Annotated in this window: 20 protein-coding genes; 10 read left to right on the plus strand and 10 right to left on the minus strand. The window is 63.3% G+C overall.

The annotated features are described in order from the left end of the window. Position 1 precedes the first annotated feature (1 nt). The gene (locus J4F42_00200; GenBank protein ID MCE2483902.1) at positions 2 to 1,774 is read left to right on the plus strand and encodes an Rne/Rng family ribonuclease; all 1,773 of its coding nucleotides are present in this window, start codon (positions 2 to 4) and stop codon (positions 1,772 to 1,774) included. A gap of 29 nt (positions 1,775 to 1,803) precedes the next feature. Here J4F42_00200 and J4F42_00205 read toward each other — a convergent pair whose 3' ends face one another. The 3 genes from J4F42_00205 to J4F42_00215 all read right to left on the minus strand — a co-directional run bounded on the left by J4F42_00205 (position 1,804) and on the right by J4F42_00215 (position 4,798). Then, entirely contained in the window at positions 1,804 to 3,579 is a 1,776-nt protein-coding gene (locus J4F42_00205) for a gamma-glutamyltransferase (protein MCE2483903.1), read from the minus strand. A 138-nt stretch (positions 3,580 to 3,717) separates the two neighbouring features. Then, positions 3,718 to 4,002: an SEC-C domain-containing protein gene (locus tag J4F42_00210; protein MCE2483904.1), complete on the minus strand. Its 285-nt coding sequence runs from the start codon at positions 4,000 to 4,002 to the stop codon at positions 3,718 to 3,720. 28 nt (positions 4,003 to 4,030) lie between these two features. Further along, on the minus strand, positions 4,031 to 4,798 hold the full coding sequence (locus J4F42_00215) for an SDR family oxidoreductase (protein MCE2483905.1): 768 nt from the start codon (positions 4,796 to 4,798) through the stop codon (positions 4,031 to 4,033). Positions 4,799 to 4,956: 158 nt separating this feature from the next. Between J4F42_00215 and J4F42_00220 the strand changes: the two genes are divergently transcribed. Both J4F42_00220 and J4F42_00225 read left to right on the plus strand, forming a co-directional pair. Further along, positions 4,957 to 5,211: a Trm112 family protein gene (locus J4F42_00220; protein MCE2483906.1), complete on the plus strand. Its 255-nt coding sequence runs from the start codon at positions 4,957 to 4,959 to the stop codon at positions 5,209 to 5,211. 170 nt (positions 5,212 to 5,381) lie between these two features. Next, complete coding sequence (locus J4F42_00225) at positions 5,382 to 6,530, plus strand: N-acetylmuramoyl-L-alanine amidase (GenBank protein ID MCE2483907.1); 1,149 nt, start codon at positions 5,382 to 5,384, stop codon at positions 6,528 to 6,530. A 13-nt stretch (positions 6,531 to 6,543) separates the two neighbouring features. Here J4F42_00225 and J4F42_00230 read toward each other — a convergent pair whose 3' ends face one another. Next, a complete protein-coding gene (locus tag J4F42_00230; protein ID MCE2483908.1) occupies positions 6,544 to 7,155 on the minus strand; it encodes a urate hydroxylase PuuD in 612 nt (203 codons plus the stop codon). 137 nt (positions 7,156 to 7,292) lie between these two features. Between J4F42_00230 and J4F42_00235 the strand changes: the two genes are divergently transcribed. Beyond that, positions 7,293 to 7,466 (plus strand): hypothetical protein, encoded by a 174-nt coding sequence (locus tag J4F42_00235; protein MCE2483909.1) that lies wholly within the window; start codon positions 7,293 to 7,295, stop codon positions 7,464 to 7,466. A 130-nt stretch (positions 7,467 to 7,596) separates the two neighbouring features. Continuing rightward, the gene (locus J4F42_00240; GenBank protein ID MCE2483910.1) at positions 7,597 to 8,547 is read left to right on the plus strand and encodes a hypothetical protein; all 951 of its coding nucleotides are present in this window, start codon (positions 7,597 to 7,599) and stop codon (positions 8,545 to 8,547) included. On the opposite strand, the gene xth is transcribed toward J4F42_00240, so the two are convergent. Both xth and yidD read right to left on the minus strand, forming a co-directional pair. Continuing rightward, positions 8,544 to 9,353, minus strand: a complete 810-nt coding sequence (gene xth / locus J4F42_00245; protein MCE2483911.1) for an exodeoxyribonuclease III — start codon at positions 9,351 to 9,353, stop codon at positions 8,544 to 8,546. The genes J4F42_00240 and xth overlap by 4 nt on opposite strands. A gap of 15 nt (positions 9,354 to 9,368) precedes the next feature. Next, positions 9,369 to 9,665: a membrane protein insertion efficiency factor YidD gene (gene yidD / locus J4F42_00250; GenBank protein ID MCE2483912.1), complete on the minus strand. Its 297-nt coding sequence runs from the start codon at positions 9,663 to 9,665 to the stop codon at positions 9,369 to 9,371. 127 nt (positions 9,666 to 9,792) lie between these two features. Here yidD and J4F42_00255 point away from each other — a divergent pair, with 127 nt between their 5' ends. Continuing rightward, positions 9,793 to 10,716 carry a Dyp-type peroxidase gene (locus tag J4F42_00255; GenBank protein ID MCE2483913.1) on the plus strand — a complete coding sequence of 308 codons (924 nt, stop codon included), beginning with the start codon at positions 9,793 to 9,795 and terminating at the stop codon, positions 10,714 to 10,716. Between the two features lie 59 nt (positions 10,717 to 10,775). Here J4F42_00255 and metW read toward each other — a convergent pair whose 3' ends face one another. Genes metW through J4F42_00270 form a run of 3 tightly spaced genes read right to left on the minus strand, consistent with a single transcriptional unit; the run spans position 10,776 to position 13,945 of the window. Next, positions 10,776 to 11,378, minus strand: a complete 603-nt coding sequence (gene metW, locus J4F42_00260) for a methionine biosynthesis protein MetW (GenBank protein MCE2483914.1) — start codon at positions 11,376 to 11,378, stop codon at positions 10,776 to 10,778. A 16-nt stretch (positions 11,379 to 11,394) separates the two neighbouring features. After that, entirely contained in the window at positions 11,395 to 12,615 is a 1,221-nt protein-coding gene (locus J4F42_00265; GenBank protein ID MCE2483915.1) for a homoserine O-acetyltransferase, read from the minus strand. Positions 12,616 to 12,646: 31 nt separating this feature from the next. Further along, positions 12,647 to 13,945: an O-acetylhomoserine aminocarboxypropyltransferase/cysteine synthase gene (locus J4F42_00270; GenBank protein ID MCE2483916.1), complete on the minus strand. Its 1,299-nt coding sequence runs from the start codon at positions 13,943 to 13,945 to the stop codon at positions 12,647 to 12,649. Between the two features lie 190 nt (positions 13,946 to 14,135). On the opposite strand from J4F42_00270, the gene J4F42_00275 reads away from it, so the two are divergent. The 4 genes from J4F42_00275 (at position 14,136) to J4F42_00290 (ending at position 17,153) form a co-directional block, all read left to right on the plus strand. Continuing rightward, the gene (locus J4F42_00275; GenBank protein MCE2483917.1) at positions 14,136 to 14,498 is read left to right on the plus strand and encodes a DsrE family protein; all 363 of its coding nucleotides are present in this window, start codon (positions 14,136 to 14,138) and stop codon (positions 14,496 to 14,498) included. Positions 14,499 to 14,558: 60 nt separating this feature from the next. After that, complete coding sequence (locus J4F42_00280; GenBank protein ID MCE2483918.1) at positions 14,559 to 16,130, plus strand: hypothetical protein; 1,572 nt, start codon at positions 14,559 to 14,561, stop codon at positions 16,128 to 16,130. A 93-nt stretch (positions 16,131 to 16,223) separates the two neighbouring features. Beyond that, entirely contained in the window at positions 16,224 to 16,709 is a 486-nt protein-coding gene (locus J4F42_00285) for a molybdopterin-dependent oxidoreductase (GenBank protein MCE2483919.1), read from the plus strand. A 3-nt stretch (positions 16,710 to 16,712) separates the two neighbouring features. Beyond that, the gene (locus J4F42_00290; GenBank protein ID MCE2483920.1) at positions 16,713 to 17,153 is read left to right on the plus strand and encodes an NUDIX domain-containing protein; all 441 of its coding nucleotides are present in this window, start codon (positions 16,713 to 16,715) and stop codon (positions 17,151 to 17,153) included. Positions 17,154 to 17,188: 35 nt separating this feature from the next. Here J4F42_00290 and gspE read toward each other — a convergent pair whose 3' ends face one another. Continuing rightward, complete coding sequence (gene gspE / locus J4F42_00295) at positions 17,189 to 18,886, minus strand: type II secretion system ATPase GspE (protein ID MCE2483921.1); 1,698 nt, start codon at positions 18,884 to 18,886, stop codon at positions 17,189 to 17,191. Positions 18,887 to 18,888: the final 2 nt, after the last annotated feature.

The following is an 18,888-nucleotide window of genomic DNA, read 5'->3' on the forward strand; positions in this document are numbered from 1 at the left end:
CGTGCCGCAGAAAATCATTATTAACTCAACCCCCTATGAGGCCAGGGTGGCCCTCCTGGAGAACAACGCCCTGGTCGAAATTCACATCGAACGAACCCAACAGCGCAATGTCGCCGGCAATATCTATCTCGGCCGCGTCACCCGGGTGCTGCCCGGCATGCAGGCCGCTTTTGTCGATATCGGCCTGGAAAAGGCCGGCTTCATCCACGCCTCGGATCTGTTTGGCGGGACGCTTCCGGCCGGCTACGCCGAGGATGAGGACGAGGACGCCGCCGGGGCGGACGACGGAGAACTGGACACCGCCGCGCTGAGCGCCGCCTACCGGCAGTATGGAGCGGAAGACCCGGACGAACTCGCCGAGGCCGACGCGGACGACGAACCGGACGACACGCCTGAGGACTCGTCCGACCAGACCAAACGGAGCCCCTCGGCCAAGACCGGTTCGGGTGGGCGCGGGCGACGCCGGCGCGCCTCAGCGCCGCTGCTGCCGCTGGAAGAGAAGATCAAAAAAAATCAGGAAATCCTGGTCCAGGTCGCCAAAGAGTCGATCGGCACCAAGGGGCCGCGACTGACCTCTCACATCTCCCTGCCCGGGCGCCATCTGGTGTATACCCCGACGGCCGGTCATATCGGCGTCTCGCGCCGCATTGCCGACCCTAAAGAGCGCAAGCGTTTGCGCGAAATCGTCGCCGACATGAAGGCCGAGGGCGGCTTCATCGTCCGCACCGCATGTGAGGGCCTGACCAAGAAAGAGATTCAGGGCGACATGCGATTTTTGCTCAGGCTGTGGAGTGGTCTCAGCAAAAAACGCGAGACCAGCTCTGCCCCCGCGCTGCTGCACGAGGACATGGATGTCACGCTGCGCATTATTCGGGATCTGCTGACCGCCGAGGTGGATCAGGTGGTGGTCGACAATCCCGACGACTATGAACGGCTCAAGGAGTTTGCGGCCACCTTCCTGCCCCGCTCGCGAAGCCGCATCCAGCACTATGACCGGCCGGAGCCGATCTTCGATCACTACAAGGTCGAGCCCCAGGTCGCCAAAGCTCTGGAGCGCCGGGTGGAACTCAAATCGGGTGGCCACATCGTGGTCGATCAGACCGAGGCGCTGACCGCCATCGATGTCAACACCGGTCGCTTTGTGGGCAAGCGTGACCAGGAAGAGACCATGCTGCGCACCAACCTGGAGGCCAGCCAGGTTATTGTGGAACAGCTCCGCCTGCGCAATCTGGGCGGGTTGATCATCGTGGATTTCATCGACATGGAGCGGGCGGCCAACCGCAACAAGCTGACCGAAACCATGCGGGCGGCGCTGAAAAAAGACAAGACGCGCAGCAATATGCGCAAGATCAGCGAACTGGGGCTGGTCCAGATGACGCGCAAGCGTACCCGTGAGAACCTCAAGCAGCAGCTGTGTGACCCGTGTCCGTACTGTAACGGCAACGGCGTCTTGCGCTCGGTGCCAACCCTGGCCTATACGATCTTTCGCCATCTACCCAAGGCCGCGGCCTCACATCCGCATGCCTCGACGCTGATGATTAAAGCCCATCCCGAGGTCGTCACCTTTTTGTACGACGAAGAGAGTGCGCACCTTGAGGACCTGGAACGGCGCCTGGGCAAGCGTTTCTTTTTGCGGGCAACGCCCAGCATGCATCTCGAAGAGTACACCGTCGAAGCCGTCGGGCCCGAGCCGGCTCCGCCGTCGCCGAGCAAGACCGGCAAGCGCGGAACACGCTCGCGTAGCCGTCGGGCCGCAGCGTCAGACAGCGGCTGAGCCGGACCACATGTGCTTGTGCTCCACGCCTACCAAGCCACGGCGTAGCCTGGGCGACGTGGGTCGGCGCCGGCCGCCAAGACGCCGCTATGTGGGTCACGCTGTGTGACTACTGCTCCGATGCCGCACGCGCCAACACGGTGAATGGTGTGCCCCCGGGCAGCCAGAGCCTCGGCCACCATGTCTGGAAAACCCGCTTCGAGGTTGAGGACACCCGGGTAGTAGACACGCGGGTAAAATGAGTTGGGCATGCTCTGGGTCGAAAAGCGGGGAGCTTCCACCGCCTGTTGTGGATTCATGCCAAAGACCAGAACGTTAAGCATCAGCTGCAGATTGGCCTGAGTCTGGTCGTCGCCGCCCGGGCAGCCGAAGGTCATGATCGGCTGGCCATCGCGACAGACCAGATAGTTCACCAGGGTTGTGCGGGGTCGCTTGCCGGGTTGCAGTCCGTTGGCGTGCGTGTCGTCGAGAAAAAACATCTCACTGCGGGTGCTCAGCGTACAGCCGAGTTCCGGCACGAAAACCGATTTGCGGAACACGCCGCCGCTTGGGGTGAGACAGACGATATTGCCGTCGCGATCAATCACCGCCAGATGGGTCGTGCCCTCTTCCGAGGCGGGCGGACTGCCGGCCGCCGCTGCCTGCGGCGCGCGGGACGGTGGGCTCGACGCTCCGGGTGGCATCCCACACGCGGGCAGTTCCGGGCAGGCCCGCGTGCCAACGCCTGTCACGCGCCCTGCGGCGTAGTTCTTGTCGAGCAGACCTTCAAGCGGCACGGCGGCGAACAGAGGGTCGCCATAGTAGCGTTCGCGGTCGGCAAAGGCGAGTTTGAGTACCTCGGTGAGAGTATGCACGTAGGCTGGAGAATTATGCCCCAGGGCGGGGAGGTCGACGTGCTCCAGCATGTTGAGCGCTTGCAGCAGGACGGCGGCCTGGGTCCAGGTCGATTGGGTATGGATGGTGCAGCCGGCAAAGGCGGTGTGGATGGGCGTCTCGAAGCGCGCCCGATATTGCGCCAGGTCGCCAGGCTGCAAGAACCCGCCGACACGTTCAGAGAAGGCGACCATGCGCCGGGCGATTTCTCCCTCATAGAACACCGCCCGTGCCGCCCGCAGGCCGTCCCGACGTGAGCCCGGCGTTTTGCCCTCGGCTTCAACCAGCAAACGCAGAGTTTGGCCGAGTTGGGGCTGGACGAACAGACTGCCCACGGCCGGCACCTGCCCGCCGGGATAAAACACCGCCGTGCCGCCAGGCGGGTAGAGCTGGAATTGCGCCAGGGTCTCTGGCCCCTGGAGCATGCGGTGCATGTATTCGTACATGGGAAAGCCACGCTCGGCATAGTCGATGGCCGGGGCCAAAACCTCCCCGAGCGTTTTGGTGCCGTAGTGCTCCAAGAGGAGCAGATAGGCATCAACCACCCCTGGGACGGTGAAAGACAGGTGGGCCTGGGCGCCCGGACCGGTTGGAATCTTGTCCAGACCACGGGCGCGAAAGGCGTCTACGGTGGCGGCGTGCGGCGCCACGCCTTGTCCGCTCAGGGCGCGCAGCTCGCCGCTGGCGGCGTGGTACAGCATGCCGACCCCTTCGGCGGCCAGGGAATAGGACGCCGTCGGCTCGATCACGGCCGCAGCCAGACCGGCGGCCGCAGCCGCGTCAAAGGCATTGCCGCCGCTCAGCAACAGGCGCATGGCGGCCATAGAGGTGAGCGCATGGCCGCTGGACACGATACCATGGGTGCCGTGTATCACCGGCCGGCTCGTGGTGCGGGTCACGTCGGTATGTTCACGATCATGGGCTATGGCCACACGTCACCTCCTTGGCAACAGAGCCCGGAGCTGACCTTCGCCCCGCACACTGCTGCGCCTCGATGATGCAGAGGCTGCCTGCTCGGCAGCGTTGATATGAACAGAGAGAAACATACGGTGTTGTGACCATACGGTCTGCTAAGACGGAGCGCCGGGTTTCGCAAAAAGGCGCCGATACCACGGGACGCCGGCCGCCTTGAGGCGCGCCCGTTCCTGCTGGAGCCGCTCTCTGTCCCGTTCCTTGGCGATCTTGGCCAGGTAGCGCTCACCCGTGGCCGCATGGCAGGCTTTGTATTTCTTGCCGCTCCCGCACGGACACGGATCGTTCCGACCGACCTGCGGGACGGAACGCGGCCGGGTTTCGACCGGCTTGCGGTTCGGCAAGGCCGAAGACAGCCTGATCCCGTGACGTTTTCTGGCCATACCCCACCCTCCTGGGCCTGACGGCCGTCTAGGCGAGCGTGACCCCGCCGTCAACAATAATATTCTGGCCGGTCACAAAATCCGAGGCGGGCGCGGCAAGAAAAATAGCCGTCCCGAGCAGATCCTGCGGTTCACCCACCCGGCGCAGCGGAGTTTGACGAACCATCTCCTGCTCGACCTCGGGCCGGGTCAGATGCGGAGCGGTCATGCCCGTCCGAATATAGCCGGGGCTGAAACAGTTGACATACACCCGATGTCTGGCCCAGCGCATGGCCAGCACCCGGGTGAGTTGGATCACTCCGGCCTTGGCAACCGAGTAGGTCAGGCCCGAGTTGACGACCAGACCCGAGATGGAGGCGGTGTTGATGATCTTGCCCCCACCGTGGGCGATCATGTACCGCCCGGCCGCCTGGGCACACAGGAAGACCCCGGTCATATCGACATCCAGCTCGGCGTGCCAGTCCTCCAGACTGAGGTTTTCGGGCTTCACGATCTTAAGGATGCCAGCATTATTGAACGCAAAATCGAGTCCGCCGAGCTGCTCGACGGTAAAGTTGACCAGCTCCTCGACCGCGGCCGCCTGAGCGACATCGGTCTGAAGCGGACAGGCCTGCTGGCCGCTGGCGCTGCGAATCTCGTCCGCAACCTGGTGGGCGGCGTCCGGGTTGATATCGCTGACCACGACCGACGCCCCGGCTTCGGCCAGACCGCACGCTATAGCCCGGCCGAGCCCCGAGCCCGCTCCGGTGACATAGCCCCGTTTGCCCGACAGATCGAAGAGAGGGTGTCCGCTCATATCGCATCCTTTCCCCCTCCTCTTGTATCCAGCCGTCGGGGGCGAGGCAAGACAGCGGCCAAGCCGGTCCGGCAGGGTAATCTGGATTGCACCCATACGGCCCGTATGGCATAGCTGAGGCGATTTGCCTCAGCCGGACATGCGACCGAGGAGTGATCGTGCGTCAGGAATTACTCGACATCTTGGTATGCCCCGAAACCCGGCAACCTGTCTACCTGGCCGACGCGCCACTCCTCGACCGGCTCAACCGGCGTATCGGTCAAGGGAGACTGGCCAACCGGGGCGGCACCCCCATCACGACTCCGCTGGAAGCCGCGCTCGTCCGTGAAGACCGTCGGTACTGCTATCCTATCCGGGCTGATATCCCGGTCATGCTGATTGACGAGGCCATCCCGCTGAGCGATCTCTGCTGATGGGACTGCAGAATCCCCAAAGCCTCTCCCGAGTTGCATGGCTGTCCGGTCGTCTGGTAGAGTGGGATGTCTTGAGGCAGATGGAGATGAGGAAGCGGATGGACGCGGGAATGCCTCTCGGATGGGGATGGTCATACCCCACATCTTCCCGCCCTCGGTCGCGGGATCGTATGCAAGGTCTGAGCGGTTTACGTCTGGTGACGCTGGTGGTCAGCTTGGGCCTGCTGCTGGGCAGGGCCGACGCGGCCGATCTGCGCGTCCTTGAGCGCATCCATTATACCTCAGTCCGGGAATACACCCGGGTGGTCATCACCCTGTCTGGAGAAGCCCGCCATCGCCTGTTCACCCTGCCGGCCGATCCGGCCAGTCGGCGGCCGCCGCGTATTGTCATCGACTTCTCCTCCGCCGGACTCGGCGCGCGCACCCCGCGGACCATCCCGATCCATCAGGGCCTGCTCAAACAGGTGCGCACCGGGCAATTTGATCCGAGCACGGTCCGGGTTGTCCTGGATGTCGAGCGGCTCGACGAACACCGCGCCTTTGCCCTGTATGCGCCCTACCGTCTGGTTATTGATATACGCGGGCGTCAGCCTCAACCGGCCCCGCCGGCGGACCGGCAGGTCGAGCGTCAGAAGATCATGATTGACCCGGGCCACGGCGGCAAAGACCCGGGAGCCCTGGGACGCGGTCGCGTCAGAGAAAAAGATGTGGTGCTGTCGCTGAGCAAACACCTGGCTCGCAAACTCGAAGCCCGTCTGCCGGTTGAGGTCCTGTTTACACGGACAAACGACACCTTCATTCCCCTGGAGGAGCGAACCGCCCGGGCCAATGCGGCCGGAGCCAGCTTATTCGTCTCGGTGCACGCCAACGCCAGTAAGAACTCCAAGGCCCAGGGGATCGAGACCTACTATCTCAACAACACCAACGACCGGGCGGCCAGACGGCTGGCCGCCTTTGAGAACGGCCTGCTCCACCTGGCGAATCCGGTTCCGGCCAGGACCTACGTCTCGAATCTGGTCAGCGCGCTGCTGCAAAACGGCAAAGCAGACCCCTCGATCGACCTGGCCCGGCATCTCCAAACGGCCCTAGTCGCCCAGGCCAAAAAGCGCAACCCGCAGGTCCGGAATCTTGGCGTCAAAAAAGGGCCGTTTTACGTCCTGGTCGGGGCGGATATGCCCTGTGTGCTGGTCGAGGCCGGGTTTCTGACCAACTCAAAAGAACGCCGCCTGCTGCTGTCCCCCGCCTACCAGAACGACCTAGCCGAAGGCATGTACCAGGGTATTGCCAAATTCCTCAGCCAACCGGACAAAAACCTGTAGGCCGGGTTGTCGATCAGGGCGTGTCGGCCTGCCGACCGCCCAGAACAATGAGCAAACAGGCCAGCCCACAGCCGAGGCCGAGCACCAGGACGAGCCAAACGGGCTGAAACGGAATGGACGGCGCGTGGCCCGACCCAGCCAGCATGGTAAACACGAGCGGCACCGACAGCACGGTGTTGACGCGCGCGGCCAGGAGGGCAGTCCTGGCGCGTGGCGGCCGTTCCGTCTCAGCGCCCTCCCCCGTCCGACCGAGGACAGCCTGGTAGATCGGCCAGATCACAAACCACACGTTCCACCACATGATCGTGCCCAGGACCACCCCACAGCTGATCCACAACCCGGCACTTGACCCCAGCAAACCGCCCGCACCGCTCAGGCCGCTGCCGAGCAAGAAATACTTCCACAGCAGCAATACGCAGCCCGACAAAAAGGTCAGCATCGCCCCCCACCGCAACCACACCAGGGTGGGCAGCATGAGCTGGGGGATGAGCTGGCCACGGAGCGCGGGAGTGAGCTGGACATGGATAAAAGTCAAGAAATACAGCAGACCGATCCACGTCACCCCAGCCAGGATATGCAGCCAGCGAAACAGCGCCTGGACGAGATCATGGCCATCAACCAGCATGGGCCTGTTGTGTCACACCCGGTCACGGTGTGACAAGGACCACGCCACCCGTCGGCAAGCGAGGCGGGCGGGCTTGGCAGACAGGGCCGAGATGCGTATGCTGGGGTAGTCCGTACCCGGACCTCAGGAGGAAGCCCATGGCCGAAAGAGGAAGAGGCGCCAGGAAAGAAAAAAGTTCGCAGCACAAACGTCCCTGTCCGGTGTGTGGAGAAAGCGCTCGGGTTGTCCAGTACGCGGGTTTTGGTTCGAAGAAGGGCTTCTACTGGGCGTGCGAGAGCAAATCGTGCGATTACACCGCCCGGACCCGCTGAGCCGCGTCAGTCCGTGACATACCCGGCTAAAGTACCCGATACAACCTCCCCCATGCGACGCGTAAACAGCCCCGAATCCAGCCCTCCATGCGTCTATATCGTCAGTCACGGTCCGGGCTGCCTGGATGGTGTGGCCGCAGCCGTGGCGGTTGCCCGCTACCGGGCTGGGGCCAGACTGATTCCCCGCTTCGCCTCAAATAGCCGTATTGACCAGGTGCTGCGCTCGATCAGCCCGGAGCACACCCCTGCGGGCAGCGAGGTGTGGATCACCGACATCTCGTGGACTGAGGAAGCGACTAACACCCACCTGCGGCAACTCGCGGACAGGGGCGTCAAGCTGTACTGGTTCGACCACCACCGGACGGCTCTCGCCCGGCATGCCAGTGGGGCAATCCACGCCCCCTTCACCGACTATGAGCTGAGCGAAGCCGTGTCAGGCGCCCGCCTGGTGTACGAATATCTGGAGCGGCGGCTGGCCGCCAGCGACCAAGCCAACGAGGCGTTTCGGGCCTTTGCGCCGGTTGTGGCCCAGGCCGATGACAACGACCGCTGGATCCACGCCATCCCCGGTTCGCGTGAGCTGGCCTTAACCGTCAGCACCCTGGCCGGCACCGATGATGACAATCTCGACGCCTACCACGCCCTGCTCGATATTGATGCCGATATCACCTACAGCCCGGCCATGCGGGCGGCCTACGAACAATCGACCCGCGAGATCAAAGACAGTTTCGCCCTGGCCCAGCGCAGCAGAGTCCGGCGGGCAGGACCGGACGGCAGCAGCCTGGTCTGCGCGGTGTGTGACGGCTATCCGAGCGAAATCGGGGACAGCTGGGGCAAACAGGCGACCAACACCGTCTTTGTCCTCTATGACCGCAAACATGGGGGGGTCAGTCTGCGCCGCTCCCCGGACTGCCAGGTTGACCTGTCCAAGCTGGCCCAGATGTTCGACGGCGGTGGCCATCCTGCGGCGTCCGGCTGTCGGCCGCACGAGCTGCCCGAGCTGATCGCCCGCAGCGTGGCTGGGCTGTTCGCCTCGGGTTTGCAGGACCTGTTTGATGCGGACCGCACGGAATCGGACTAGGCCGCCCGGCCAGCCCGCTTTTTGCGAGCCGGGGCAAGCTCGTAGGCGTAATCAATAGTCAGCGGCGCATGATCGGAAAAGCGCTGGTCTTTATAAATCCACGTCCGGCGAGCCTTGGCCGCCAAGCCAGGGGTGGCAATCTGGTAGTCCAGCCGCCAGCCAACGTTCTTGGCCCAGGCCTGCCCCCGATTTGACCACCAGGTATACTGCTCAGGTTCGCGATTCAGGCGTCGGAACACGTCGACAAAGCCGATCTCGTCAAAGACGCGGCTCAGCCACTCCTGTTCCTGGGGCAAAAAACCCGAATTTTTCTGATTCGAGCGCCAGTTCTTCAGATCCTTCTGGGTATGGGCGATATTCCAATCTCCGCACACCACCACATGTCTACGACTGGTCCGCAGCGCGCGCAGCTCGGGCGCCAGACGTTCCATGAACGCATACTTGGCCGCCTGGCGCTGCTCCGAACTTGAGCCCGACGGCAGGTACAGCGACACCAAGCTCAACCGGCCGAAGTCGGCCCGCAGATAGCGTCCCTCGGCATCAATATCGGCGTGCCCCAAGCCGCACCGCAGGGCGTCTGGCGGGCGCCGGGCATACACCCCGACCCCGGAATAGCCACGTTTCTCGGCCGGATGGAAATATCCGCTCAGCCCCGGGGGTTGGCGCAGAGCGGGAGACAGATCGGCCTCCTGGGCTTTCAGCTCCTGAACGCACACCAGATCGGGCTGCTGGTCTGCTAGCCAGACAAAAAATCCCTTGCGGGCGGCCGAGCGGATACCGTTGAGATTGCACGAGATAATGCGCATGAAGCCTTCCTGCGATTAGCGGAGGCGCGGTCGGGGAACTGGATCGCAGCCGCCAGCACACCAGGGGTGACAGCGGCCGAGGCGTTTGAGGGTCAGACCCAGGGCCCGGAAAAAGGAGTGAAGCTGAAAACACTCGATGGCGTACTGGGAACAGCTGGGCAGAAACCGGCAGCCGGCCTGCGGGCCGAACACGGCCGGCAGGAGCGGCGACACCAGGCGCTGATAGACGCGCAGCAGCCCGATCAGACTCCGGCACCCCATCGCGCCGAGGCCGGCCCGGATGCCGCAGGCTGCTGTGTCGTGCCGATCCATGCACCCAATCTATCCCAGCCGCAGCCAAAAGGACACCGGCGGCCAGGCTGGGATAGGCGACTAATCTTGACAGTCCCTGCCGGGCTGGATAAGACGGGGAGTAGCAAATTCTAGAGAGGAGGATTACATGGCAACACCTCAACCTGCCGTACTGAACAGGGATATGGGTCAGCATCAATGGTACGTCCATCTGAGCCGGCTGGACGGCGCGGATATGGGTCGGATCAAGTCTGCTGTCTCCCAGCTCCGTAAAGACTGCGACGATCAGGGTATCAACCTGACCATCGGCGTCGGTCCGAGCCTATTGTCAGACCTGACGGATGACGTGCCCAGCGATTTTCAGCCCTACGAAACCTTTCGGTCTGTTGATGGCAGCGGCAAAGAGGCCAAGGGGACCCAAGAAGAGCTGCTGTTCTGGCTGAACCACGACGACAAAGACAAGGTCTGGAAGACGCAGTTTGACGCCCGCCGGGCGCTCAGGGAGGACATGCGCGTCGCCCGCGAGACCATGACCTTCATCTATGGCAACTCCTTTGACATGACCGGCTTCAAAGACGGGACCGGCAACCCCGACCCCGAGCGCGATGTCGAGGTGGCTATTGTTCCGGACGGGGAACCCGGAGCGGGCGGCAGCTTTATCATCGCCCAGCGCTGGATCCATGACCTTGAGGCCTGGAATCTGCTGCCGGTTGATGAACAGGAAAAAGTCTTTGGCCGGACCAAGGGGGAAGAATCCGCCAAGCTGTCCCCCCTGCCCCCCCACTCGCACCTGGCGCACCACGAGCTACGTGAGGGCAAAACGGGCGATGAGAGCACGCCCAAACGTGACGAGATCTCCCGCCGTTCGACGCCGTATGCCTTCCACGATGGAACGGTCGGCCTGTATTTCATGGCCTTCTGCAAGTCTCAGGCGCCGCTACGCGAGCGCATGCGGGCCATGTATGGGATGGATGGCCAGCTACGCGACCGGCTGACATCGTACAGCAACCCGGCGTCGGGCTCGTTCTATTTTGCCCCGTCGGTCGAGACGCTGGACAAGGCGCTGTCGTAAGGCAGCCCTCTGCCTCGCAGCAAACGGGGTCTCCTTGGGGGAGGCCCCGTTTTTTTGGCTCAGCATTTTTCCAGGCTGAACACCGCCGTCGTCGCCCGCAGATTTTTATAGCGGACGTTCTTCAGGCGCCGCGTGTGGGCCAGATAGCGCTCCTGCGCGATGCGGACTTCCAGCCGCTGGCAGAAGTCGCCAAAGTCGGCCACCGTAAAGGCCTGCCAGCGGGGCGCCTGATGCCAGCGTTCGGGCAGGTCAGAGGCGTGCGGGATGCGCCCGGTCAGCAGCAGCTCAAACCGACACCGCCAATAGCCCCAGTTGGGAAAACTGACAATCGCCTGTTTGCCGACCCGCAGCATCTCCTCGACGATCATGGCCGGATCGTCCAGAAACGGCAGCGTCTGGCTCAGGATCACATAGTCGAAACTGGCCGCCGGATAATCGGCCAACCCCTCTTCGAGGTTGCCCTGGCGCACGCTCAAACCGCGCCGGACACAGGTCAGAATCCCATCCTCGCCCAACTCGATGCCCCGTCCGGTCACCTGTTTCTCGCGGACGAGGTACTCGAGCAGGGCGCCGTCCCCACACCCCAGGTCAAGAATACGGACCTGGGGGGGCACCAGATCGGCGATGACGAGTAGGTCGGAACGCAGGCTGACAGGGCTCACAGCGTGGTCTGCCCGCTCATGCAGCCACCCCGGTCTTCCGCCCCTTTTGATTGCGGGTCGGCGGATGGGACGAGGGGCCGGCGGGCACAGTGATACCCTCATCGTGGACCAGGCGGTCAAGAAAACTGCCGAGTAAACTGGTCATGGTCTCGACTTCGAGCAGAAACGCGTCGTGCCCCCACGAACTCTGTACGTCGAGATAGGTCACATCGGCCCCGGCGGCGGTCAACGCGCTGACCAGCTCTTTGCTGTGATAGCTCGGATACAGCCAGTCGCTGGTAAAGCTGACGACCAGATATTTGAGCCCAGCCGAGTTGGCAAACGCGGCGGCCAGGGAACCGGTCGTGGCGCTCAGGTCGAAATAGTCCATCGCCTTGGTGATATACAGATAGCTATTGGCGTCAAACCGGCGAGTAAAGTTATTGCCCTTGTATTTCAGATAGCTTTCGACCTGAAACTCGGTCCGAAATTCATAGCCGTAGCGGACGCGACCCTGCAAACGACGGCCGAACTTCTGCTGCATGGACTCTTCGCTCAGATAGGTGATATGGCCGACCATCCGCGCCACGGCCAGCCCGGCGTCGGGTTTGGCCTCGGCGCTGTAATAATCACCGTTATTCCAGGCCGGGTCTGCGTAAATGGCCTGGCGACCGACCTCACTCAGCGCGATCAGCATCGGGCTGTGGTGGGCCGTGGTGGCGACCGGGATGGCCGCCCGGACGCGCTTCGGATGCGCGGCTGCCCACTCCAGGGCCTGCATGCCGCCCATTGAGCCGCCGGCCACGCACAGCAACCGGTCAATCTCCAGGTGATCCACCAGCCGAACCTGGGCGCGGACCATATCGCCGATAGTCACGACCGGGAAACGCATGCCGTACGGCGTCTGGGTGGCCGGGTCGAGATGGGCCGGACCGGTCGAGCCGTAACAGCCGCCCAGGACGTTGCTGCAGATGACAAAGAAGCGGTCGGTATCAAAGGCCTTGCCCGGTCCGATGCAGTCGTCCCACCAGCCCAGACGCCCGTCCTCGGGCTCGTAGTGGCCGGCGGCGTGGGCACTCCCGCTCAGCGCATGGGTGATCAGAATGGCGTTCGAGCGGTCCGCGTTCAGCTGCCCGTAGGTCTCATAGGCGAGGCTGACCGGGCTCAGCGTTGTCCCGCTGTCAAGCGGAAACGGCTGCTGCTGGGCAAAGGTGAGTTGGTGCGGCTGGACAATGCCGACATCGCCAGTACTGCTCATGGGTTGTCTCGGTCAGCTCTCCGCCGGAGCGCTAGCTGCTGGCCGCCCTGAGGGCCTGGTCCAGGTCCCACACAATGTCATCGGCGTCTTCTATGCCGACACTCAGCCGGACGAAATCGGGCGATACCCCGGCACTCAGCAACTCGTCCTCGTTGAGCTGGCTGTGGGTCGTGCTGGCCGGGTGGATAGCCAGACTCTTGGCGTCCCCGACATTGGCCACATGGCTGTGAAGTCTGAGGCTGTTGATAAAGGTCTCGCCCGCCGCACGCCCGCCCTTGATCCGAAAGCCCAGGATCGATCCGGCGCCGCGGGGCAGATATTTCTGGGCTCTGGCGTGGTCCGGGTGCTGGGCCAGGCCGGGAAAGGCGACCGATTCGACCCCGGGATGGGTGTCGAGAAACTCGGCCACCTGCTGAGCGTTTTCGACATGGCGCTGCATACGCAGACTCAGCGTCTCAACTCCCAGCAGGGTGGTGAAGCTGTCAAACGGCGCCTGACAGCCGCCCACGTCGCGCAGGATCTGCACCCGAGACTTGAGAATCATGGCCGGGGCGCCCAGGTCGGCGTACACCAAGCCGTGATAGGACGGGTCCGGTTCGGTGAAATTGGGAAAGCGGCCGCTTCGCCAGTCAAAATTGCCGCCATCAATAATCGCCCCCCCAATCGCCGTGCCGTGCCCGCTCAGAAACTTGGTTGTGCTGTGAGTCACAATGTGCGCCCCCCAGTCAAACGGCCGGCACAGGTAGGGCGTGGCAAAAGTGTTGTCGATCATGATCGGAATATGGTGGGCCCGCGACACCTCGGACACCTCGTCAAACGGAAAAACTGTAATGTCCGGGTTTCCCAGGGTCTCACCGTAGAGAATCTTGGTGTTGGGCTGGACCGCGGCGGCAAACTCCTCGGGTTTGGTCGGATCGACAAAGGTCGTCGTAATCCCCATGCGCGGAAAGGTGTGGGTGAACTGGTTATACGTCCCGCCATACAGGCGGCTGCTGCTGACGATATGATCGCCCTGCCCGCACAGGGCCATGATGGCCATCATCTGGGCCGCGTGGCCGCTGCTGGAAACCAGGGCGCCGACCCCGCCTTCGAGCGAGGCCAGGCGCTGTTCCAGGACATCGTTGGTCGGATTCATGATGCGGGTATAGATATTGCCGGGCTCTTTGAGGGCAAACAGGTCGGCCGCGTGCCCGGTGTCTTTGAACTGATAGCTGGTGGTGTGGTAGATCGGCACCGCCCGACTGCCGGTGGTCGGATCGGGCTGTTGGCCGGCGTGCAGCTGACGGGTGCTGAATCCGTATTGGCGCTCATGCGTCTGGTTGGCGCTCATGCGTTATTCTCCCTCGTGATGCCAGGTTCGGCCTCGTCCCTCTTGCCAAGGTGGCTGGCGTTCGTCCGAGTATAGCGGGAGAAGACGTGGGGCAGCAAGACGCTGAGTGTTGCGGCCCGCGTTGCAGGACCCGGTACGGCTGGCTATGATGCCCCCATCGGCCTGTCACCAACAGGCGAAGGAGGATCCCATGCCAGGTAAATTCTGTGTTTCTCTCACCCACGCCAAAGACAACCCGGATAAAGCCACCGTCGCCTTTGTGATTGCCAATGCCGCGGTCGGCTCCGATCAGGAAACCCTGGTATTTTTGAGTACCGAAGGCGTGCGCTTGGCCGTCAGCGGCTATGCCGACGATATCCGTGAAGACGGATTTCTGCCCCTCAAAGAGCTGATGACAAACTACGCCGAAGCCGGCGGGACGATCTATGTGTGCTCGCCGTGCTTCAAGAGACGGGGCCTGGACGAAAACAGTCTGGTGCCGGGGGCGAAGATCGTAGGCGGAGCCAAGCTGATCGAGTATCTGGCCGACGGCACACCGTGTGTGTCGTACTGATCCGAATCGTTCTCCCGCTTGTCGCTGCAGCTCAGAGACGAGAGCGCAGGAGTCATGGCAATGGATGAGCACCCGTATCAGCCGCACGACAGTTTTGACGGTGGCGATCTCGACTGCGGAAACGGTCTGCTGTTGCTGATCCGCAAACATATCGATCCGCTCACTCTAGGCCAGCTGCTCGAGATTCTGTCAACCGAATCCTCCGTCGTCGAAGACCTGCCGGCCTGGTGCCGTCTGACCAAGAATGAGCTGGTCTCCCATATCCGGCGCGGCCAGCAGAACAGTTTTCTGGTCTCCAAAGGGCCGCATCACAAGCCGGCCGACCGGGTGCCAACGCCGTCACCTGTCCAGAAGCATCGGCACAAAAAAACGCGAACGCCGCGCACGGACAGGGAACCGGCGCCGATCACCCAGCCAATCAAAGAGGTGGTCATTCCCGACCAGTTGCCGGCCCCTCAGCCCGCCTCGGCTATTGCCCCGCTGTCGGTCATGAACATCGGCAGCTGGCCGCGTCCGCCGTGGTTGCTGCGGGCGCTGAACGACCATCTCGAAGGACGGATGCCGGACGACGAGTTTTCACGCACGGCCGAAGACGCGGTGCGTCTGGCGGTTGCCGCCCAGCAGCGGGCCGGGGTCCAGGTCGTGACCGACGGTGAGCAGCACCGCGACAACTATGCCAGCTTTGTGGGCGGCCTGCTCGACAACTGTCAGCTGATCCCCATCACCGACCTGCTGCCCTATGTTGACGACCCGCACGAATTTGAGCGCGAACTGCGCGCCCTGGACGTGCCGGCCGGTAAAGTCCGCCATCCCGCAGTGTTCGGTCCCCTGGGGCGCAGCCGTTCGCTCACCGTTCACGAGGCCGAGTTCTTGCGGGGTCTGACCCCGGCGCCGCTGAAAGTCGCCCTGCCCGGCCCCTACCTGTTGACCCGGACGATGTGGATGGAATGTATCTCAGACCGGGCCTACGACACCCGTGAAGACCTCGCCACCGACATTGTCCGGGTGCTGCGCGAGGAGGTGCATCATCTGCTGGCCGCCGGCGTGTCCCTGGTCCAGCTTGACGAGCCGGTTCTGACCGAGGTCGTCTTCAGCGGCACGATCACCAACCGCACCTTCATGTGCGGCGCCCTGGGAGAAAAACGCGAACCCGCAGCCGAACTCGCCTTGGCCGCATCGCTCATTCAACAGGTCGTCGCAGGTCTGCCACGCGAACGCCTGGGCCTACACATCTGCCGCGGCAACTGGACCCCGGACGAGAGCGTTGCCCTGGCCGGCGACTATGTGCCACTCATCCCGCTCCTGCAAAAGCTGCCGGTGGGGACGTTTTTCCTCGAGCTGTGTACCCCGCGGGCCGGCGATATGGAGGTCCTGGCCGCGCTGCCGGCCGAGGCGCGTATCGGCGTCGGTGTGGTCAACCAGAAGCATCAGGCCACGGAAAGCCTTGAGGAGGTTTTGGCCAGGGCCGAGCGCGCCGTCGCCCTGTTCGGACCGGAACGGGTCCTGCTCAACCCGGACTGTGGCTTTGCCACCTTTGCCGACAACCCCATCGTTTCGGCCCAGCAGGCCGAGCACAAGCTGGCGGTCATGGTCGAAGCCGCCGCCCGGCTACGGGAGCGCTATCCACTGTAGACCCGCTGATACCGACACAGTATGGCCTTTCTTTGGGGACCGTCTGCTGCTACAAGCCGTCCATAAACCCCCAGACCTTCAGGAGACGAAAACATGACACAGCTCCGCATAGAGGGTGAGGTTTCCACTCCCCAGGCTTTCAGCTTCAGCGACCTGACTCGGCTGCCCGGCCAGATCGCCGATGTCGGGCAGTTTATTCCCGGCCGTGACGGCGGCGGTGTTCGCCTGCGGTCTCTGCTCGAGCGGGTCAGCCCCGCGGACAGCGCTCGGTATATGACCCTCGAATCCAGCGATGGAAAATTTTCGGCCAGCCTGCCCATCACAGCCGTGCAGGACGCCATTGTGGCCTATCGGCTGGGGGATGCACCGCTGCCGACCAAAAAAGGCGGCCCATTTCGCTTTTTTATTCCCAATGTCGAGGAGTGTGCGGTTGGCGAGGTTGACGCGTGTGCCAACGTCAAATTTCTGGGGCGCCTGCACCTGAGCCACGAACCCGGTCGGGATGTCCGTCCGACCAGCCCGGTATCGCACCAAGCTCACCACGAACAACCGGGCCATGAGCACCTGCCCAAAGACTAGGTCATGCCCCTCGATATACCGCCAGCCAAAGCCGGTGTTGTGGCCACCCGCCCCACGGCCACAGCCGAGCCTGAGGTGTTGCTGATCACCAGCCGCAAACATCCCCACAGCTGGATTTTTCCGGTCGGCACGGTTGAGCCGGGAGAAAATCTGGAGCGGGCAGCCGCCCGGGAGTGTGCCGAGGAGAGTGGCTATACGGTTGAGGTCGGACGCCTGTTAGCCACGCTCAGGTTGGCGGGTGAGGCTGGCGGAGCGGCGCAGCCATTTTTTTTCTTTGCCGCCAGCGTCGCCGGCGAGTGTACGACGTATGAAACCGACCGCCAGCGGTGCTGGGTCGGGCTGTCACAGCTCGTCGAGGCTGTGGCCGAGGTGTTCAGCCCGGTGGCCCGGGCCGCGGTGGAACACTGGACTTCAGACAGACCGTCCGTCGCTCGCACGCCCTAGCTTCAGACCCGCCCCCGTCCGTGTGACGGACTCGCCTATTCTTGGGTCACCCGCAGGACTTCGGCCACCGTTGTCAGGCCCTGACTCACCGTCCGCCAGCCGTCGTCGCGCAGGACGCGCATGCCTTGGGCGGCAGTGGACCGGTTCTTAATTATGTCGGCCGAGGCGCGTTTGAGAATCAGCGGGCGGATGTCTTCATCGACAGACATCAGCTCAAAGATGCCCCGCCGACCGTGATAGCCGGTGTTGGCGCAGGCCTCACAGCCGACCGCTTCATAGGTCAGAGACGGAGCGGACGACACGCCGTTGGCAACGCCGTTTGACCCGAGCCCATGCCCCTCAAACCCCACCCCGCTATGGCTGGGACGGCGGCACTGGCGGCATAATGAGCGGACCAGGCGCTGGGCCATCACCCCCAGCAGCGAGGAGGCCAACAGATAGTCCTCAACCCCCATCTCCAGGAGCCGGGTGATAGCCCCAGCGGCATCGTTGGTGTGCAGGGTCGAGAACACCAGATGACCGGTCAGCGCGGACTGGATGGCAATCTCAGCGGTTTCATAGTCACGAATCTCACCGATCATAATGACGTCCGGGTCCTGGCGCACGATGGAACGCAGCCCCGAGGCAAAGCTGAGGCCGATTTGGGGTTTGACGTGGACCTGGTTGACACCGCTCAGCTGGTACTCGACCGGGTCCTCGATGGTAATGATCTTTTTGTCTGGAGAGTTGATTTTGTCCAAAGCCCCGTACAGCGTAGTCGTTTTTCCGCTCCCGGTCGGTCCCGTCACCAGGATCATGCCGTAGGGCTTGGCAATCAGGGCCTCGAACAACTCCAGGGTATCGGCCGGAAAGCCTAAGGATTCGAGGCTGAGCGTAATACTGGAGCGGTCGAGAATACGCAGGACAACGCTCTCTCCGTACAGCGTCGGCAGGGTCGAGACCCGCAGGTCCACCTCACGGCCGAGCATGCGCAGCTTGATCCGCCCGTCCTGGGGCAGGCGGCGTTCGGCGATATTCAGCTTGGCCATCAGCTTGACGCGCGAGATGAGGGCGGCCTGCATCCAGCGCGGCGGAGACTCGATATCGTGCAAGATGCCGTCAATGCGGTAGCGGACCCGCAGTTCCTTTTCAAACGGCTCAATGTGGATATCTGAGGCGCGCTGTTCCATGGCCCGAGAGATCATGACGTTGACGAGGCGGATGACCGGGGCCTCGCTGGCCAGGTCGCGCAGGTGGGCGACAACGTCCTGATCCTCTTCGAGATAGCCGCCCTCCCCGTTGTTCGCTTCCAGACCGTCGGGCGACCCGTCTCCCTCGGTGTCGTAGGCGCTCAGTGCGTCAAGCAGCTCACGTTCGCGCGCCAGCCGGCGCACCACACGCAGACCGGTCGCCTTCTCCAGGGCTTCGATCGTGTCGACATCCCCCGGATCGGCCATGGCAGCGACGAGCTGGCCGTCCTCGACACGCAGCGGGCAGATGCGTGCCTGACGAAAATAGGCCGGGTTAATAGAGTCGAGGGCGGGAGGATCTTGCGGAAAGTCGCGCACTCCGATCAGCGGCGCCCGGTAGTAGTCGGCCAGCACGGGCAGCAGATCGTCCTCGGACATGAAACCGAGTTCGAGCAGCAGACGTTCCATGGGTTCGCCACGTTGCTGCTGGACCAGCTGGACCCGACGCAGATCGTCGGAGGACAGCTTGCCGGTCGCCAGTAGCAACTCATCGAGCCGACTCATCA

It is taken from the genome of Desulfurellaceae bacterium (genome assembly GCA_021296095.1).
In the GTDB taxonomy this organism is placed as follows: domain Bacteria; phylum Desulfobacterota; class Binatia; order Bin18; family Bin18; genus JAAXHF01.

Coding starts and splice junctions, on each gene's coding strand:
- J4F42_00210 (MCE2483904.1), bottom strand. CDS start 4,002: ATGGCCAGAAAACGTCACGGGATCAGGCTGTCTTCGGCCTTGCCGAAC.
- J4F42_00215 (MCE2483905.1), bottom strand. CDS start 4,798: ATGAGCGGACACCCTCTCTTCGATCTGTCGGGCAAACGGGGCTATGTC.
- J4F42_00225 (MCE2483907.1), top strand. CDS start 5,382: ATGCAAGGTCTGAGCGGTTTACGTCTGGTGACGCTGGTGGTCAGCTTG.
- J4F42_00230 (MCE2483908.1), bottom strand. CDS start 7,155: ATGCTGGTTGATGGCCATGATCTCGTCCAGGCGCTGTTTCGCTGGCTG.
- J4F42_00235 (MCE2483909.1), top strand. CDS start 7,293: ATGGCCGAAAGAGGAAGAGGCGCCAGGAAAGAAAAAAGTTCGCAGCAC.
- xth (MCE2483911.1), bottom strand. CDS start 9,353: ATGCGCATTATCTCGTGCAATCTCAACGGTATCCGCTCGGCCGCCCGC.
- yidD (MCE2483912.1), bottom strand. CDS start 9,665: ATGGATCGGCACGACACAGCAGCCTGCGGCATCCGGGCCGGCCTCGGC.
- J4F42_00255 (MCE2483913.1), top strand. CDS start 9,793: ATGGCAACACCTCAACCTGCCGTACTGAACAGGGATATGGGTCAGCAT.
- J4F42_00265 (MCE2483915.1), bottom strand. CDS start 12,615: ATGAGCAGTACTGGCGATGTCGGCATTGTCCAGCCGCACCAACTCACC.
- J4F42_00270 (MCE2483916.1), bottom strand. CDS start 13,945: ATGAGCGCCAACCAGACGCATGAGCGCCAATACGGATTCAGCACCCGT.
- J4F42_00275 (MCE2483917.1), top strand. CDS start 14,136: ATGCCAGGTAAATTCTGTGTTTCTCTCACCCACGCCAAAGACAACCCG.
- J4F42_00280 (MCE2483918.1), top strand. CDS start 14,559: ATGGATGAGCACCCGTATCAGCCGCACGACAGTTTTGACGGTGGCGAT.
- J4F42_00285 (MCE2483919.1), top strand. CDS start 16,224: ATGACACAGCTCCGCATAGAGGGTGAGGTTTCCACTCCCCAGGCTTTC.
- J4F42_00290 (MCE2483920.1), top strand. CDS start 16,713: ATGCCCCTCGATATACCGCCAGCCAAAGCCGGTGTTGTGGCCACCCGC.
- gspE (MCE2483921.1), bottom strand. CDS start 18,886: ATGAGTCGGCTCGATGAGTTGCTACTGGCGACCGGCAAGCTGTCCTCC.